The sequence below is a fragment of the Mesorhizobium sp. 113-3-3 genome (genome assembly GCF_016756495.1).
Lineage (GTDB): Bacteria > Pseudomonadota > Alphaproteobacteria > Rhizobiales > Rhizobiaceae > Mesorhizobium.
In genome coordinates, this window is record NZ_AP023244.1 from 91,769 (window position 1) to 107,364 (window position 15,596).

Annotated in this window: 13 protein-coding genes and 2 pseudogenes; 4 read left to right on the top strand and 11 right to left on the bottom strand. The window is 61.4% G+C overall.

From position 1 onward, the window contains the following. Nucleotides 1–7: 7 nt before the first annotated feature. The 6 genes and pseudogenes from bioD to JG746_RS34600 all read right to left on the bottom strand — a co-directional run. Nucleotides 8–634: pseudogene (bioD, locus tag JG746_RS34575) on the bottom strand (dethiobiotin synthase); the annotation flags it as partial. Then, nucleotides 631–777, bottom strand: coding sequence for a hypothetical protein (locus JG746_RS34580; protein ID WP_199202368.1), 147 nt, complete (start codon nt 775–777; stop codon nt 631–633). The gene JG746_RS34580 and the pseudogene bioD, both read right to left, overlap by 4 nt. Before the next feature lie 17 nt (nt 778–794). Further along, the gene (nadC, locus tag JG746_RS34585) at nt 795–1,652 is read right to left on the bottom strand and encodes a carboxylating nicotinate-nucleotide diphosphorylase (RefSeq protein ID WP_199202271.1); all 858 of its coding nucleotides are present in this window, start codon (nt 1,650–1,652) and stop codon (nt 795–797) included. Then, nucleotides 1,649–3,193: an L-aspartate oxidase gene (locus JG746_RS34590; RefSeq protein ID WP_199202272.1), complete on the bottom strand. Its 1,545-nt coding sequence runs from the start codon at nt 3,191–3,193 to the stop codon at nt 1,649–1,651. Before JG746_RS34590 ends, nadC begins: the two co-directional genes overlap by 4 nt. Beyond that, a complete protein-coding gene (nadA, locus tag JG746_RS34595) occupies nt 3,190–4,164 on the bottom strand; it encodes a quinolinate synthase NadA (RefSeq protein ID WP_199202273.1) in 975 nt (324 codons plus the stop codon). Before nadA ends, JG746_RS34590 begins: the two co-directional genes overlap by 4 nt. A 63-nt stretch (nt 4,165–4,227) precedes the next feature. Further along, the gene (locus JG746_RS34600) at nt 4,228–5,196 is read right to left on the bottom strand and encodes an NUDIX hydrolase (RefSeq protein ID WP_199202274.1); all 969 of its coding nucleotides are present in this window, start codon (nt 5,194–5,196) and stop codon (nt 4,228–4,230) included. Nucleotides 5,197–5,376: 180 nt separating this feature from the next. Here JG746_RS34600 and panB point away from each other — a divergent pair, with 180 nt between their 5' ends. The 3 genes and pseudogenes from panB to pmtA all read left to right on the top strand — a co-directional run bounded on the left by panB (nt 5,377) and on the right by pmtA (nt 7,782). Next, on the top strand, nt 5,377–6,222 hold the full coding sequence (panB, locus tag JG746_RS34605; protein ID WP_199202275.1) for a 3-methyl-2-oxobutanoate hydroxymethyltransferase: 846 nt from the start codon (nt 5,377–5,379) through the stop codon (nt 6,220–6,222). Next, a pseudogene (gene panC / locus JG746_RS34610) lies at nt 6,219–7,107 on the top strand (pantoate--beta-alanine ligase). The gene panB and the pseudogene panC overlap by 4 nt, the downstream one beginning before the upstream one ends. 78 nt (nt 7,108–7,185) lie before the next feature. Continuing rightward, nucleotides 7,186–7,782 carry a phospholipid N-methyltransferase PmtA gene (gene pmtA, locus JG746_RS34615; protein ID WP_199202276.1) on the top strand — a complete coding sequence of 199 codons (597 nt, stop codon included), beginning with the start codon at nt 7,186–7,188 and terminating at the stop codon, nt 7,780–7,782. Between the two features lie 217 nt (nt 7,783–7,999). Here the strand turns inward: pmtA and JG746_RS34620 are convergent, their stop codons facing one another. Together JG746_RS34620 and JG746_RS34625 are read right to left on the bottom strand one after the other, a co-directional pair. Next, a complete protein-coding gene (locus JG746_RS34620) occupies nt 8,000–8,464 on the bottom strand; it encodes a phasin (RefSeq protein WP_199202277.1) in 465 nt (154 codons plus the stop codon). A gap of 226 nt (nt 8,465–8,690) precedes the next feature. Beyond that, nucleotides 8,691–10,337: an MFS transporter gene (locus JG746_RS34625; RefSeq protein ID WP_199202278.1), complete on the bottom strand. Its 1,647-nt coding sequence runs from the start codon at nt 10,335–10,337 to the stop codon at nt 8,691–8,693. Between the two features lie 2,059 nt (nt 10,338–12,396). On the opposite strand from JG746_RS34625, the gene JG746_RS34630 reads away from it, so the two are divergent. Continuing rightward, complete coding sequence (locus JG746_RS34630) at nt 12,397–12,774, top strand: hypothetical protein (RefSeq protein WP_202359582.1); 378 nt, start codon at nt 12,397–12,399, stop codon at nt 12,772–12,774. Nucleotides 12,775–12,802: 28 nt separating this feature from the next. On the opposite strand, the gene JG746_RS34635 is transcribed toward JG746_RS34630, so the two are convergent. The 3 genes from JG746_RS34635 to JG746_RS34645 form a co-directional block, all read right to left on the bottom strand. After that, complete coding sequence (locus JG746_RS34635) at nt 12,803–12,994, bottom strand: hypothetical protein (RefSeq protein ID WP_199201871.1); 192 nt, start codon at nt 12,992–12,994, stop codon at nt 12,803–12,805. 799 nt (nt 12,995–13,793) lie between these two features. After that, nucleotides 13,794–14,102, bottom strand: a complete 309-nt coding sequence (locus tag JG746_RS34640; protein ID WP_199202281.1) for a hypothetical protein — start codon at nt 14,100–14,102, stop codon at nt 13,794–13,796. After that, nucleotides 14,095–15,075 (bottom strand): hypothetical protein, encoded by a 981-nt coding sequence (locus JG746_RS34645; RefSeq protein WP_199202282.1) that lies wholly within the window; start codon nt 15,073–15,075, stop codon nt 14,095–14,097. Before JG746_RS34645 ends, JG746_RS34640 begins: the two co-directional genes overlap by 8 nt. Between the last annotated feature and the right edge of the window lie 521 nt (nt 15,076–15,596).

The following is a 15,596-nucleotide window of genomic DNA, read 5'->3' on the forward strand; positions in this document are numbered from 1 at the left end:
CATTGGCGCCGGCAATCAGGTCTAGGTCGAAGCCGGCAATCATCGCGTGCCTCAGCGTTTTGGGCGTCAGTGGATCGAGGTGCGGCAGCCTGCCGAGTTGTGGCACATTGCCCAACTTCGCGATCGTCCTTTGGCTGTCGGCCACCTCGTCGCCGATGAAAGCAACGCCCATGATTGGGATGGAGCGAGCCTTGAGCGCCTCGATCGATAGCAGAGTGTGATTGATGGTGCTGAGCGCGGTGCGCGCGCAAAGGATGACGGGTAGTTGCCATTCCCGGAAAATATCGATGAACCTTGTCTGTCGGTTGAGCGGCGCCATCAGCCCGCCGGCGCCTTCGATGACGAGCGGTGTCGGCAGGACCGGAAATGAAAGATCGGCAGTCTCGATCGAGATGCCGTCGATTTCGGCCGAACGATGCAGCGACAGCGGGCTCTGCAAGCGGTAAGCTTCCGGCAGTACGCGCCCCGGCGGCAGGCCGGCGAGCCGTCCCACAACTTCGCTGTCGGTTTCGCCGTCCAAGCCCGATTGCACCGGCTTCCAGTAGAAGCCGTCGAGCATGCCGGCTAGCCCAGCCGCGAACACGGTCTTGCCAATTCCGGTGTCTGTCCCGGTGATGACGATACGCTTGGTCATGCCTTGCCCATCACCTCGAAGAGCGCGTCGACCATGGCGGAAATGTCGGGTTCGTCGACATGTTCTGGCGCGTTGCCGCACAACAGCCGCGACCCGGTGGCGCCGACCGGCGTGCCCAGCTCTATCTTCGTCTTGCGAGTCATGCGGGTTTGCTCGCAGGTTATAAGGACGCTCGAAAATCAAGTCCGATATCGAGGATCGGCGTGCTATGGGTCAGCCAGCCGATGGAGATAAGATCGACGCCGGTGGCAGCGATGGCTGGCGCTGTTGAGACGGTAATCCTGCCCGATGCTTCGGTGATGGCTCGACCGGCGACCATCGACACCGCCAGGAGCAAGTCGTCAACCGACATGTTGTCGAGCAGGATGGCGTCGGGAGCGACCGTCAAGGCCTCTTCCAACTGAGTCAGCGTATCGACCTCGACTTCGATCTTGACGAGATGACCTGCACTATTTCGCGCGCGCTTGATGGCCGAACGAATCCCGCCGGCGATGGCGATGTGGTTGTCCTTGATCAGGATGGCGTCGTCGAGGCCGAAACGGTGATTGGCACCGTCCCCAGCACGCACGGCGTATTTTTCGACAGCGCGCAGGCCCGGCGTCGTCTTGCGGGTGCAGACGATTTTCGCCTTGTGCCCGCGGATCGCGTTGACAATCGAAGCCGTCGCCGTGGCGATGCCGCTCAGATGGCTGAGGAAATTGAGCGCGGTCCGTTCGGCGGTGAGAATGGCACGGGCCGGGCCAACCACCGATGCGATGACCTCGCCTTCCACGACACAACTGCCGTCTGGCCGCTCCAGCGAGATTTCAACATCGGGACTGATCAGGCGGAAGGCCAGAATGGCCAGATCGAGCCCCGCGACAATCCCGCGCTGACGCGCCGCCAGAACGGTTCTTGCATAGTGGTAGGGTGTTACAATGGCGTCCGTCGTTACGTCACCGGCTCTGCCGAGGTCTTCAAGAAGGGCTGCCCGCACCAGCGGTTCGAGCATGATCGCGGGAAGCGGGCTGAGGTTCATGACGTGAGGCCTGCCAGCGCTGGAGAGTGCGCCAGTTCCCGCGCAGCCTCCAAGGCGGCTTCGAGGGTGATTTCGGACCGTCTGGCTTCGGGTGCTTGATGGGGAAAATCCGTCCGGTAGTGGGCGCCTCGGCTTTCCTCGCGCCGCAACGCTGCAATCGCGATCATCAGCCCGACGGCCGCCGGATCCGCTGCTGCGTGCTTGCTTTCGGCTATCGGCATCAAGGCCCGTATAGCTGCTTTCAAACCTGCACCATTCCGGACGATGCCGAGTGCGGGCGACAGGGAAGGACGCACGGGTATGGGATCAGGCGATGGGTACTCGTCTCCACACGCAGACTTTGTCCTGCGCGCAGGGGTTCTGGCCACGCTTTCAGCGACCCAGCGCGCGCACACGACCGCCTCGGTCAGGGAATTGCTGGCGAGCCTGTTGGCGCCGTGCAGTCCAGTCGAGGCGACTTCGCCACAGGCCCACAGCCCGTTGACTGAAGTACGTCCGGACCGATCTACGGCCACTCCACCCATGTGGTAGTGTTGAGCGGGGCGAACGGGAATAAGATCGCGCGCCGGATTGATGCCGGCTCCACGGCAGGCGGACGCGATTGTCGGGAACTGTCGCGCAAATTCCGAACCGGGCCGTTGCCGCGCGTCGAGAAAGACTCGGTGGCCGTTCGCAAGATGGTTCCACACCGCGCGTGCCAGGACATCGCGGGCGGCGAGTTCTGCCCCAGGCACGCACTCGAGAAAGGGCCGGCCGGTTTCGTCGATGAGGGCGGCCCCTTCGCCGCGGACAGCCTCGCTGATCAGCGTCATCGGGCGCTCCGACCCGTCAAGCGCGGTCGGATGGAACTGGATGAATTCGAGGTCGGAGAGGACGGCTCCCGCGCGGGCTGCAAGCGCCAGGCCCTGTCCGCAATTCCCGGATGGATTGGTGCTGTCGAGAAACAGCCCGCCGATTCCCCCAGTGGCAAGGACGATGCGCCGTGTGGCGAAGAAGACGGATCCTAGCGAACAACTCGCCCAGACACCTCGGATCGCATTGTCGCTCACCGCCAGCCGGCGTGCTTCCACGCCCTCCACAACCACAATCGACGGCGTGGAACGCACGGCCGCGATCAGGGCGCGCATGATCTCACGCCCGCTGCCGTCGCCATGCGCGTGAACGATGCGACGCCGGCTATGTGCGGCCTCTAGTCCGAGGCGCAGTGACCCATTCGCCGTACGGTCGAAGGGGATCCGGAGGCGCGCAAGCCCCTCGATCGCGCCGGGCGCGGCCTGGAGGATGCGTTTTGCCATGCGTCTGTCGCAGAGCCCGTCCCCGGCGGCAATCGTGTCGGCGAGGTGCAGCGCCGGATTATCGTCATTACCCATGCTCGCGGCCAGACCGCCCTGTGCCCAGGTGCTCGCTGTGTCGGCTCCCAGCAGCGTCCTGGACAAAACAAGCACTGGCTCAGGCGCTAGATGAAGCGCGGTCATCAGTCCGGCGATGCCGCCGCCGATGACAATGGGCCGCCCGAAGAAGCTGCGGACATCGGCGCTCAAAGTGCCAGCATCCGTTCGACCGCAAGCCGTGCTCGGCCGGCGATCTCAGGATCGATGCTTACCACATGTTGGTTCTGCTCGAGCGCGGCGCGGATGTTGGCAAGCGTGATCCGCTTCATGTGCGGGCACAAATTGCAGGGCCGGATGAACTCCAACTCCGGATGCTGGAGCGCGACATTGTCGCTCATCGAGCATTCCGTCATCAGCACGGCGCGTGTCGGCTTTTGCCTTTCGACATAGTCGGACATGGCCGCGGTCGAACCGGAAAAGTCGGCTTCAGCCACCACGTCGGGCGGGCATTCGGGATGCGCCAGCACCGTTACACCGGGATGGCTTTCGCGCAACTCGCGGATGTCGGCCGGCGTAAAGCGCTCATGCACCTCGCAATGCCCCTTCCAGGCGATGATCTGCACCTTTGTCTGCGCGGCGATGTTCTGGGCCAGATATTCGTCCGGCAGCATGATCACCCTGGAAACGCCAAGGGATTCGACGACGGCCTTGGCATTGCCGGAGGTACAGCAGATATCGGACTCGGCTTTCACTTCGGCCGACGTGTTGACGTAGGTGACGACCGGCACGCCCGGATAGCGTTGTCGCAGCAGGCGGATATCCTCGGCGCTGATCGAATCCGCCAGCGAACAGCCGGCACGCAAGTCGGGGATGAGCACCGTCTTTTGCGGGTTGAGCAGCTTCGCCGTCTCGGCCATGAAATGCACGCCGGCGAGCACAATGACATCCGCTTCGGTCGACATCGCCTTACGGGCCAGCGCCAGGCTGTCGCCGACGATGTCGGCGACGCAATGGAAGATCTCCGGCGTCTGGTAGTTATGCGCCAGGATGACGGCGTTTCGCTGCCGCTTCAGATCATGAATGGCATCGATATCGCTGGCAAATACCGGCCATTCGATCGGGGGGATCAGGCGCCGAACGCGGTCGTACAGGGACGCACTCGAAGGCAGGATGGCGCTCATCGAGCCTCCAATTATAGTCCACGTGATTATAATGGCTTTATAATCGTTGCGACTATAAGGATGTCAAGCCCGCGTCAGCGGCAATTTTGTTCCCGCCACGGGCCTCTCGTCGAGAATGTCGTGGCGGAAGCGGTAGAGCTGCGCGGGCCGGCCGCGGGTTTCGGCGGTCGTCTTACCGGTCTTCTCAACCAGCTCCTGCTGCTCGATGAGCCTGCGGAAGTTTGGCTTGTTGATGAGCCTGCCTGAGAGCGCCTCTACGGTTCGCTGCAGCTGCAGAAGTGTGAAGAGCGGCGGCATCAGTTCGAACACGACGGGCCGGTATTTGATCTTGGAGCGCAGCCGCGTCATGGCCGTTGCCAGGATGCGACGATGATCGGCGATCATCGATCTGCCGGTCCCCGGGGTGGGCGCGACCGGATATCCGCCGCGCATCGCTTCTTCCACTAGGGCCGCCTCGAAAAGGAGCTCATAGCGCTGGAGTACGAGCTCTTCGTTCCATGATCGGTCATCGAAGCCGAAGGCGACGGCCGCACGCCGCCGGCGATCGAGCCGGGTGGCGGTGTCTTCAGCGCCCTCGGCCCATTCCCTCAGGCGCGACCGCAGATTTTCCAGTACTACCGCCGGCGTGCCGGAACGGTGATCCTCCCATGGAAAATAGTCGTACCAGCTTGCCCAAAAGCGTCTGGCTGAGGCGCTCGCCTGTTCGGCCTGGGTCAGGGCCAGATAGCTGATCGAGATGACGCGCTGCTCGGCGCCGATCCGGTCGCGATCGGCGAAGGTATAGAGCTGTTCGATATAGCCGAGCGGCTGGCCGGTCTGTTGTTCGACCCATCCCCTGAGGCCCGACTGCAGCGAACGGTGCGCGAGTTCGAACGGACCCGATGGCAGGGCGTTTGCCTGGGGAATGGTGAGAACGCAGGGGTCGCTGTTGTTCACGGCGACGACGACGGCGATCAGATCCGCTTTGACAGCGTCGTTCGCCTTGCCTCCAGCTTCGCCTTTGCTGGTTCCCTTCGCCGCCTGGTGACGCATGATCCCTGAGCTGGTTCGCAGAACACTGCCACGAAAGCAGCTGAACCGATTTAATTGGTTTTCCACGATATTGTCGGCTCGTCAACATTATGACCGTGGGCGATTTTAGCTCTTCGCACCTGCACAAAAATGTGTCAAACGCGGCACCCGCGGTTGGTAACGTTGGGGAAGGAGCCCTCTTTGAGTGCGGTTGCTACCACCAAGGCGATCACGCCGCCGGATATTCGTACCCGGAAGGGTGGAACGCCGCTGGTCTGCCTGACGGCCTATACCACGCCGATCGCAAAGCTCGTTGATCGGCATTGTGACATTGTTCTGGTCGGCGACAGCGTCGGCATGGTGCTCCACGGCTTGACGTCGACGCTGGGCGTGACGCTTGAGATGATGGTCATCCACGGTCAGGCGGTGCGCCGCGGGCTGGAGCGGGCGCTGATGACCGTCGACTTGCCGTTCGGCTCCTATGAGGAAAGTCCCGAGCAGGCCTTCCGCAATGCCGCACGCATCATGGCGGAGACCGGTTGCGCAGCTGTCAAGCTCGAGGGTGGCGAGGCAATGGCCGAGACAATCCGCTTCCTCACCGGTCGCGGCATCCCGGTGATGGCCCATGTCGGCCTGACGCCGCAGGCGGTCAATAGCTTCGGCGGTTACCGGGTGCAAGGCAGGGGCGAGGATGCCGAGCGCATCCGGCGCGATGCCCTCGCGGTGGCCGAGGCCGGTGCCTTCGCGGTGGTGCTGGAGAAGGTCCCCGACGCGCTCGCCCGCCGCATCACCGGAGAAATAACAATCCCGACCATCGGTATTGGCGCCTCGGCGGCCTGTGACGGGCAGATTCTCGTCGTCGACGACATGTTGGGCATCTTCGGCGACTTCCGGCCCAAATTCGTCAAGCGCTATGCCGAACTCGGCGAGATCGCCGAGGCGGCGATCGCGGCTTACGCGCAGGACGTGCGCGACCGCAGCTTTCCAGCGGATGAGCATGTCTTCGGCGATGCGCCAAGGACAGTCAATGGTGGAGAAGGTGCATGAGCATTTCGATCGCACGAACCGTCGCCGAGTTGCGCATGGCTGTCGCGGCATGGCGTCAGAATGGCCTGAGGGTCTGTCGTGCCGACCATGGGTGCCCTGCATGAGGGCCATCTGAGCCTGGTGCGTGCGGCACTCGCCAAGGCCGACCGGGTTATCGTGACGCTGTTCGTCAACCCGAAACAGTTCAACAGCGCGGCCGATCTCGCGGCCTACCCGCGCACTGAGCATGACGACGCCGCCAAGCTCGCGCCGCTTGGCGCCCATCTGCTCTACGCACCGAACGCGGCGGACATGTACCCGGAAGGGTTCGCCACCACGATCTCGGTAAGTGGGGTGAGCGACGGCCTGTGCGGCGCGTTCCGTCCCGGTCATTTCGACGGCGTAGCAACCGTCGTCGCCAAGCTCTTTCTCCAGACGCGTGCTGATCTCGCGTTCTTCGGCGAGAAGGATTTTCAGCAACTGCACGTCGTTCGCCGGCTCGTCCGCGATCTCGACATTCCGATCGAGATTGTAGCATGTCCAACGATGCGTGAAGCCGACGGCCTGGCGATGTCGTCGCGCAATGTCAGACTCTCAGCCGAGCAGCGCCAGACGGCGCCAAGGCTTGCCGAAGTCCTCTTCACCTCTGCCGGGCGGCTTTCGGCGGGAGCGCCAGCAGAGCTTGTGCTTGCCGAGGCCAGGCAAGCGATCCTCGCCGACGGTTACGACGAAGTCGAGTATCTCGAGCTACGAGCAGACCATGACCTGTCGCTGCTTGGCGCCGCGGATCGACCGGCCCGCCTGATCGTAGCTGCCTGGCTCGGCGGGACGCGGCTTATCGATAACGTCGGCGTTCTGCCCAGGCAATGCAAAGGCCAGGCGCTCGCGGCAGCCAACGCCGCATGATTGGGAATGGCGCAACGCTAGTACAAAGGCGCGTCGTCAAAATGACCAGACAACAAATGGCCGGAACAGGGAGTGAATATGGTCTTTCGATTGAAGGAGCGCCTCGGCAGGAAGTTCGAAGAAGAAGTGCAATTCTTCAAGGGCTGGCAGAAGGACAAGAAACGCGTGGGCGCGCTGATGCCAACGTCCGTTCATGCCGCGCGCCGTATGGCAAGCGTCATTCACCCTGCATCCGGATTGCCGGTTCTTGAACTTGGCGCGGGAACTGGCGTCATCACCAAGGCTATCCTGGAAAGAGGCATCAAGCCGCAACAACTGGTTTCGGTCGAATATTCCAAGGATTTCTACCATCGCCTGACGCGAGCCTTTCCAGGCGTGGATTTTCGATTGGGCGATGCGTTTGCGCTGGGAGAAGTGCTGGCCGAACGCAGCGGGGAGCAGTTCGACTGCGTCATAAGTGCGGTGCCGTTGTTGAGCTTTCCGATGGAACAGCGTGTTGCCCTGCTCGAGGATTTGCTGTCCCGCATCCCCGCTGGCAGACCGGTGATCCAAATCACCTACGGACCTTTGTCGCCGGTAGTCAAAATGCCGGACCGCTACGTCGTGTCTCACTATGATTTCGTCGTCCGCAATATCCCGCCCGCACAACTGTGGACTTATCGGCGAGCAGTCTGACGGCGCGACGCGCGGAAGACGGCGGGCCATTCGCAAAATCGTGCTGAAAAACCCTGGTCCAGTTGCTTAGGGCGGCGTGAGAGCGTGAGGCCGCTTCAAGCCTGAAGACCATAAGGACGATGCCCGTCCGACAAAATGGAAGAGGACCAGCACGAGGTGCCGGCTTGCCTATCGTGGGCTCGTCGACGAGGTAGGGACGTCCCGATTGCTGAAGCAATCAGGCGGCGACCTTGAGGTCCTTCAAAGCCTTCTCAAAGCCATCCTTGATCGGCCTGGACACGTCTTCGGCAGCTCTCATCATCAATGCCTGGAGGGCCTTGGCCTGTTCGGCGGACTGTTCGATGTGCTTGTGCAGGAAGGCGGCCTGCAGTTCGAAGAATTCGGATGGCGACTTCACGGCAACCAGTGCTTCGACGTGCGCGAAGCCAGCTTCGGCATTGGCTCGCAGAGCGGCAATTATCTTCAGGGCCACATCGTTGCCGGTGGTCCTGGCCGTTTCCAAAGTCGACTCGAAAGCCGTTTGAGCCGTTTCGGCGTCCGAGTTCAATTTGGAAAATGCTTCCTTCGACCGTTCAATGCCCAGCTCAGCGACTGCGCGAACTTGCTCGGCAGCCTTGGACGGCTCGAAGGTAGGGGAGTCGGCGTTGTCGATCGTTTCGGTCTTGCCGGGAAACTTGGACATTTTTTGATCCTTTTGCAGACTAGAGGCAAAAACAAAGCTGCCTCCTTGATGTACGAAATCGTCGCAACGGATTTATGAATCCGACAACAATTTGCGCCGCGAATTGGCGTCAGCGAAAGCACGACGACAGAGTCGGATTTCTGTTGTGTCCTGGATGAGCATCCATTCCCGTAGCGGCCGGACCTATGGCGCCGCCCGCAACAGTTCGCGAGTGCGAACAATGACTTCAATGCCGAGGAAGGTGAAGCTCTGGTTTGCGGGCCGAGCTTGTCGGCCGCTCAATCGAAATCGTCATTTGAGGCGCTTCCTCTCCCGCGTGTAGCTGGAAGACACGCCCGTCCAGTTCCTTGTCTACTTCCGTGAGACGATGGTTTAACCGAAGGTAGTCGGTCCAGGTCGGCGTGCGGAATGTCTCTGTCCATTGCATAGGCTTCTGAAGGTTGCGCTGGAGCGTCCAATTCCGAGCACCGACGCGGCTGTGGACATGACGCCGCTGCCGCATGAGGTCGAGGAAGGCTTCGAGATTTTTCTCGGCTATCAGATATTCGACCTTGACCACGATCGGGCCGCTTCTCGGCTTCAGATTGAGGGCGACAGCCGGGGCGTCGAATGCCTCCAAAGGATCGGGCTCAGACTCGTGGCGCTCACGAAGTGGGAACAGGACCCCAGCTGCAGCAACCAGCAGCAGGGCTCCGGCGGAGCCCTCCAAAGCCCAAGCCACGGAATAGGTCTGGGACACCGTGCCCCACACCCAACTGCCGGCCGCGATGCCGCCGTCGATCAAGGCATAGTAGATCGAGATTGTGCGTCCTACGACCCAGCGCGGGCTCGCCAACTGCACACTCACGCCAACGCCGGACCAGGCGGTGACCCAGCCCGCGCCGCCCAAGGCGAGCGCAATTGCCGCCACTACGATGGAAGACGTCAGCGCCAAGGAGAGTGAGCATGCCGCACAGGCGACGCAAGCGAGAGTCATAAGCCGTTCTTGCGACAAGCTCCGTCTGAATGTGCTGTTGGAGAGGCCTGCGAAGACAGCACCGGTCCCGAAGCCGGCCATGAGCGTGCCATAGGCCAGCGGTCCTCCACCCAACTGATCGCGGACAACCAGCGGCAACAGCGCGAGAATGGCGATGCTCGCCAGGCCAAAGAGGGTTCCGCGTGCGATCGCAGCCTTGATTTCCGACGACATCGCCGTGAAGCGCAGCCCATCATAGATCGCCGTCCTCATCGACTCACGCGGCAGAGGCGAGGAGCGCACCTTCCACTTGCAGCGCCATATGGTCGCCAATGGGACCAGATAGGTGAGGGTGGTCACGGTAAAAGCGGTCAGAAGCCCGAATGAGGCAACCACGATGCCGCCGAGCGCCGGGCCCACGGTCCGCACAGTGTTGAAGCCGACGGAAAGCAAAGTGACGGCAGCCGGAACATCGCGTCGGTCTACCATATCGCCAACCGAGGCCTGCCAGGCCGGATCGTTGAGGGCGCCGCCAGATGCGATCAAGAAGCTGAAGCCGAGGATCATCCACGGACTGACAAAGCCCAGCGCAACAGACGCGGTCAGCATTGCAGAGGCGATCACCATAAGACAGCGGCCGGCGAACATCACCCTGCGACGGCTGAAATTGTCGGCGAGCACCCCGGCGAAGACAGATAAAATGAATGCGGGCAGGTTCGATGAAGCCTGGACCAGCGCCACCATCAGATCGGACGTTGAGATCGTCGCCATCAGCCAGCTGACGGCAACAGTCTGCATTAGCCAGCCGAGACTGGAAACCTGCGTGGCGAGCCAGATCGAACGAAAGGTCGGCTGCATGAGCGGCGCAAAGGTCGTTGGTGCAGCCAAATCTTCATTTGATCCAGCCACCCCACTCATTTTCTGCGAACCTTTGCTATCCGAATATTGGCAAGCGGTGTCTCGCATGTAATCCCGACTGAACCGTGGCGGCCGTGGGCTGAGAGATCATGCCAATGGGAAATTATTTTGGCGCGTCGAGGGCCCGTTCGATGTCGAGCGGAACATCAACAGTCTTGGCGCCGACGAATGGCCTGAACGCCGCCAATAGGAGAGCCGGCCGACCGCAGAGGCACCTAAGGAATGCAGATGACCCAGCGGCCAGATTATTCCCGAGTTCTCGGGTAACGGCTCGGCGAACCGCGTGCAGTCTATCCATCGCTTGGCCATTTCCGATATCGGGGGACGCGGACAGCCGTTGCTGCAATGGAACGGCTGCCTCGCCTACATCGGGCGTGAAGGCAAGGAAGGCTAGAAGGGTTTCTGGATCCGCATCGGCTTTCCGCCCAGCCGATGGGATGGTTGCATGGGGCGGGCTTTCGACCAAATTCCGCGCGCTCGTGATTATGCCAACGGCCGGCCGACCGATCTCCACCTGACCGGAGGGCAAGGGGAGACGGGAAATCTGCCGCTGCCATGCTCAATGTGCTCTAGCCTACTATTATAGACGCGGTCCGCGCGCAGGACCGCATGTGGAGGCCTCGGCAAACTGGAGGGACAACATGTCAGCCTGAAGGTTGCCTGGGCGCTGATCTGCGAGGCAGGTCGAGGAAGGCTTCAAACTTCAAAAAGCATACGCGTGCGATAGTCGAGTGCCGTTACGACAATTACGTTCTTGAACTACGTTAGTGCAGAAACTACCCGCTCATTCGTCATTGCTTTTCGCGACCGGCGTCCATCAGGATCATCGCCTACAGAACACATGACCCCTGTGCCGCGTTTCAATACCTCTTGCACCATCAGCGAAAGATCCGGAAGCCGTTGCGCCTATCCGTCGGAAGGCGGCCATGGCTATCACTTGGCGGAGCACGCCCCGGTCGACCAATCGCAATCGTCGCTGCTGCCGCCTCCACCGTTGCTCCGTGGAGGGCTGTATGAACGATTGCCGCCGCCTCCGCCTCTATTTAGCGCACCGCTGCCGACGACGGCGCCGAGGATGCCGATCACGCCTTCGACAACTTGTTGGTCCCCATTGGTCCAATTTCGACGCTGGGCTGGCCTTGGGGCGGCCGCGTCGGCGACTGCGAGACGGTGAATGTTCCGACCTGAACTTGTAAACTTGTTACCGACGAAGACAGACCAGCAGTCTGCCCATCGGTTCCTGTTGCAGACCTGGTAAGCGGCATTGAGGGCCGCCTGCCCGGATCTCAGGTTACCTTGCGAATAGCACTCGGCACGCCAGCCACCATTGTGAGTCGACGTGAATCCTACCACCATGGCCTTGCCCGGCGGCATCCGCCTATAGCTGGCCATGAAGCGGGCGTCTCTCGTGCATGTGTTGTAAGCGAGTGTCCCGAATGTATCGGCCCGGGCCGGAGCGATTGGGCCGAAATAGACTAGGCTCAGACTGAGTGTGGCGATAAGCATCCCTCGCATTGGCACCTTCCGTGTTGTCGCCTGTTCTCGCGTTTCGGGGGACAAGCTTGTCTGTCGGGTCCCCATGCCGCATCACCCATTTGGGTTACGATCCGGCTGCACGCGCTAACAAAAGCCGATGAGGCGGCGGGGGGAGTGCCCTACGCTGGGAACCCGAACTTGGCGGCGCAGAAGGACTTTTCACCCCGGTAAGCCCAACAAGGTCGCGCGCGAATGGACTTCAAGAAGCGACGGACCGCACTACTCTTTGACGTAGCCTTTGTGACTCTCTGAGCCGAGGCCAGGAACACCACCTTCGGAAATACGGTGTTCCGGCGTGGCGACGCCGAGGTGCCCAGCCCTTTCATAAAGTTTACGTTGCCGACAGCCGAGGCGCCGTCTTTGCTGAGGAGGCTGCTTAGGGAGGGATATGACGGCGCCCGGATTTCCCCGGTTACAAGGGCTGCTAACGTCTAGCGATCGCAGATATGGAGATGCTAGATCAAAGCGTCGTTGTATGAGGCTGCGCCGCCTTGTCGTCCATGCTCGACGCGATAAGGGCAAAATGACCGCCGAAACTCTGCCACGAGACAGCACATTGGCAACGGTGCTGCCCGGGCTTGTCGACGCGGAAGAATATGTGCGACGTATCTTCGAGCGAATGCGTGCCGGCAAGCTCGACCAAGTGCGCATCGGCATCAAAAGTGGTGTCGAGTGTCCAGACTATCTCTTCGATGAATTTTTCAAGGATGAAAGCGATCCGGGTCCAGGCCAGCCGGTGTCAATGCAAGCCTATAACGGCAAAACGCATCGACCAGTCTCATTTGAGAAATGGGCAAACTCCAGTAATTGGGCCACCGTCGGGATGACAACGGTCGAGGTTCAGAGGCTGCTCGGCGATATTCGAGGATGGCCAAGATCTCGCAAGCGACCTCAACGATAGTTGCGAGAAAAAAGCTCGGAGGTGAGCGTCAGTCCTCGCCCTGCTGCGCCTTCTTAACCATCTCCGGCATCTCTCTCATGACCTCGGCAAGCATCGCCTCACCTTCGGCAACCGAGGCGACCGGTTCGCAGTGCAAGAGTTTGCCGTCCATAAAGACCGCCGCGAGGTAGGGGAAACCAGCCCGAGGCGGGTCGTAAATAATGCCAGTTGCGTTTGCCAAAGGTCACCTCCATTCGGGGGAAAGCCCAGATATAGGAGCCTTAACCCAATCCGGCGAGTCTCAATCCAAGCACCATCACCATTCAATCACGTGTAATCGATCCCGCAATTCGGGCATTCGTCATCACACTGGCACTCCCATTCGTCGGACCATGAAACGGTCGCATTCTTCGCAGCGGTAGTGGTTGAGAAAACGGGCCATGGTCAGCTTCCCCCTACCGCGAGCCGTTGCGGTGCGGGCAACTGATCGCCCCATAGGTGCAGGTTCACGCACTCAGCATGGTGGTCAGCTATCCATTGAAGGCACTCCTTCTTGGGACCAAGGAATAGCGCGAACCCGAGAAGCCCATCCTCTCGAACCTCATGGGTCATGCCCTTGATCGCGCTGTGGCCGAAGTGGAGCAGGAGAACTCTCTTGCGCTTAGAATTGTCGGTCATGACCACAGCGCCTTGTTCTCGGCGTGGCGCACAGCACCCTCGGCCGATGACAGTGCCAGGCGTGCCTTTTTGGCTGCGCGTGGGGCGCCGGCGACCTTCAGGCAGTCCCGAGCGAAGCGAAGCGCCTTGACGGCGGCGCGGGCCGCCCCACGGGATTGTTGGGCACTTTCATGAAGTCAATTAAGTCGCTCATTGCATTTTCCTTTCATCTAGCTCCACGATTGGGGAGGTTAAATCCTGAGAAAAACGGGCGATCAGGATGCACCTAGAAGCCAAGCGAAGATCAGCGTGGCGGCCACGGGCAAGATCAGCATGGCGACATGCCGACTAAGCTCGTTCCTTGGTCATGAGATGGGCCATGATCAGCGATCCCCCAGCGTAGCGCATACAATGACGCGAAGGCCTGAAATCAGCGCCAGTTCACCAGCGACCGCCAGCGCGTCACGCGGGTCTTCAATGTCGGTGATGGCCTCGCACGTGCCGTCGGGCTCTGGAAACCGCCCGTAGACCGTGAAGAATTCGGCAGCCTTGGCCGGCTGGTTGCCGAGTGTGTGGCCTGGCTCGTCCGGATCGTCGACGCATCCGGCCAATTCGAGCCGTTCGAATCGCTTCCAATCGGGCGCGGCGTAGTTGGTGCAGCAATTGTAGAGGCGCTCGGAAGTGTCAGCCATTGGCCCGGCCCTCCGCCTTGGCGATCGCCGGCAGGACGAACGCGCGCCGCCAATTGCCAAACCATTCGACCAAATCGCCGCCGTTGACGTCCGTTTCGCCGTCTGGCTGGCATCCGGGCTGCCTTAGTGCCGGCGGGGCGTCGAATTGTGGCCAATCGGTCACGGCGAGCTTCAGCACCGCCAGCAGATCAGAAACACGAACGGCAGGGCCTTGGCGCTCAGCCTTGGCTATGGCGGCGCGTGCCTTGCGCCAAGCTAGCTCGAGCCGGCTGGCTTGAGCATTGGTCCATTCGTGATAGTCTGCGGCTGTACCATTGGGCGGCGTTTCAGAAACCACCGAATCAAGCTCCACCAGAGCAGTCAGCAAGTCGCTGGCGTGATCGGGCATGGCTGGCGCCGACGCCTCGGTGCCAGCGGCTTCCGCCTTCGCAATGGCGGCCTCGACCAGCCTCTGCGCTTCGCCCCACGGCGCGCGTTGCGTGACAGGACGCTCCAATTCGCCTTTGGCGCACCGCATGACGGCATGAAGCGCCGCCAGCATGTCGGGCCGCGCCTGCTCACGCGGAATTGCCGCGCGAAGGCCTGCGAGGATGTCGGCTATGCCTTCCTGTAACTCGTCGTCTTCGAATCCGCGAATGAAGCTTTCCGCCTGGACGAGAGCGTCAACGGTGTCGCTGGCGTGGTCTGGTACCGGGTCTCCGATATCGACCAAATGCGCAGTTATTTGCCAGGTTCCCCATGATCCATCTTCATGGAACGAATGCAGTCTCCTCTGGGCCTCGCGCCAGTCGCCCGGGTAGGGCAATTCGCCGGTACCTTCTTCATCAAAGATGCCGGCGATCTGCCATTCATCACGCATTGCCTCTTCCAGGCGCGCATCGGCAGCTTCTTCCGTGCCAAACGCCTCAGGAAGACAAGGGCCTTCGCCCCTCTCAGGTGTGCAAGTTGATACAATCCAAATTTTGGTTTTCATGATCTCAGATCCCTTTCAAACAGGCAGCGGCACAGAGGAGGCTGCAATTGCGAGGCGGCGGCGCAGAACGCCGCCAGAGCCGCGAATGCGAGGAGAGCGCGGGCGAATTTCCGCTCCTCTCCAGGCCCTTCAAGCTCGCCTCCAACGCCCGGCCTCTCACTCTCTCGGCAGCGATCGCCTCCCGATGGCCGGTCAGGATTTCGGTGGCACGGTTGGCGGTCGCCCTGCTCACGCCGGCCTCATGTGCGAGATTGGGTTATGGTCAGGCGGCCATTTGTCTGGATTGGGCATCCCTCGGGAAGTCGCACCATGGCCACGCGCAAGGCATCTCTTGTCGCGGTGCTGACGGGAACGACAATTTCGCAGACCGACTGACGGCGTGAGATATTAAGGAGCTGAAGAGCGGCGGGGCCAGAACAGTGCGCTGTCGGCCAGCACCGTCGCGGAGCTGAAGGCTCACCGCGCGCGGCAGGCAGACGAACAGCTGCCCTATCCGGCTTGGACCGAGATAGGGCAGCACA

Excerpts from the sequence above, each read along its gene's own strand:
- JG746_RS34580 (WP_199202368.1), bottom strand. The coding sequence starts at position 777 with ATGACTCGCAAGACGAAGATAGAGCTGGGCACGCCGGTCGGCGCCACC.
- nadC (WP_199202271.1), bottom strand. The coding sequence starts at position 1,652 with ATGAACCTCAGCCCGCTTCCCGCGATCATGCTCGAACCGCTGGTGCGG.
- nadA (WP_199202273.1), bottom strand. The coding sequence starts at position 4,164 with ATGAGCGCCATCCTGCCTTCGAGTGCGTCCCTGTACGACCGCGTTCGG.
- JG746_RS34600 (WP_199202274.1), bottom strand. The coding sequence starts at position 5,196 with ATGCGTCACCAGGCGGCGAAGGGAACCAGCAAAGGCGAAGCTGGAGGC.
- pmtA (WP_199202276.1), top strand. The coding sequence starts at position 7,186 with ATGGTCTTTCGATTGAAGGAGCGCCTCGGCAGGAAGTTCGAAGAAGAA.
- JG746_RS34620 (WP_199202277.1), bottom strand. The coding sequence starts at position 8,464 with ATGTCCAAGTTTCCCGGCAAGACCGAAACGATCGACAACGCCGACTCC.
- JG746_RS34625 (WP_199202278.1), bottom strand. The coding sequence starts at position 10,337 with ATGAGTGGGGTGGCTGGATCAAATGAAGATTTGGCTGCACCAACGACC.
- JG746_RS34630 (WP_202359582.1), top strand. The coding sequence starts at position 12,397 with ATGACCGCCGAAACTCTGCCACGAGACAGCACATTGGCAACGGTGCTG.
- JG746_RS34640 (WP_199202281.1), bottom strand. The coding sequence starts at position 14,102 with ATGGCTGACACTTCCGAGCGCCTCTACAATTGCTGCACCAACTACGCC.
- JG746_RS34645 (WP_199202282.1), bottom strand. The coding sequence starts at position 15,075 with ATGAAAACCAAAATTTGGATTGTATCAACTTGCACACCTGAGAGGGGC.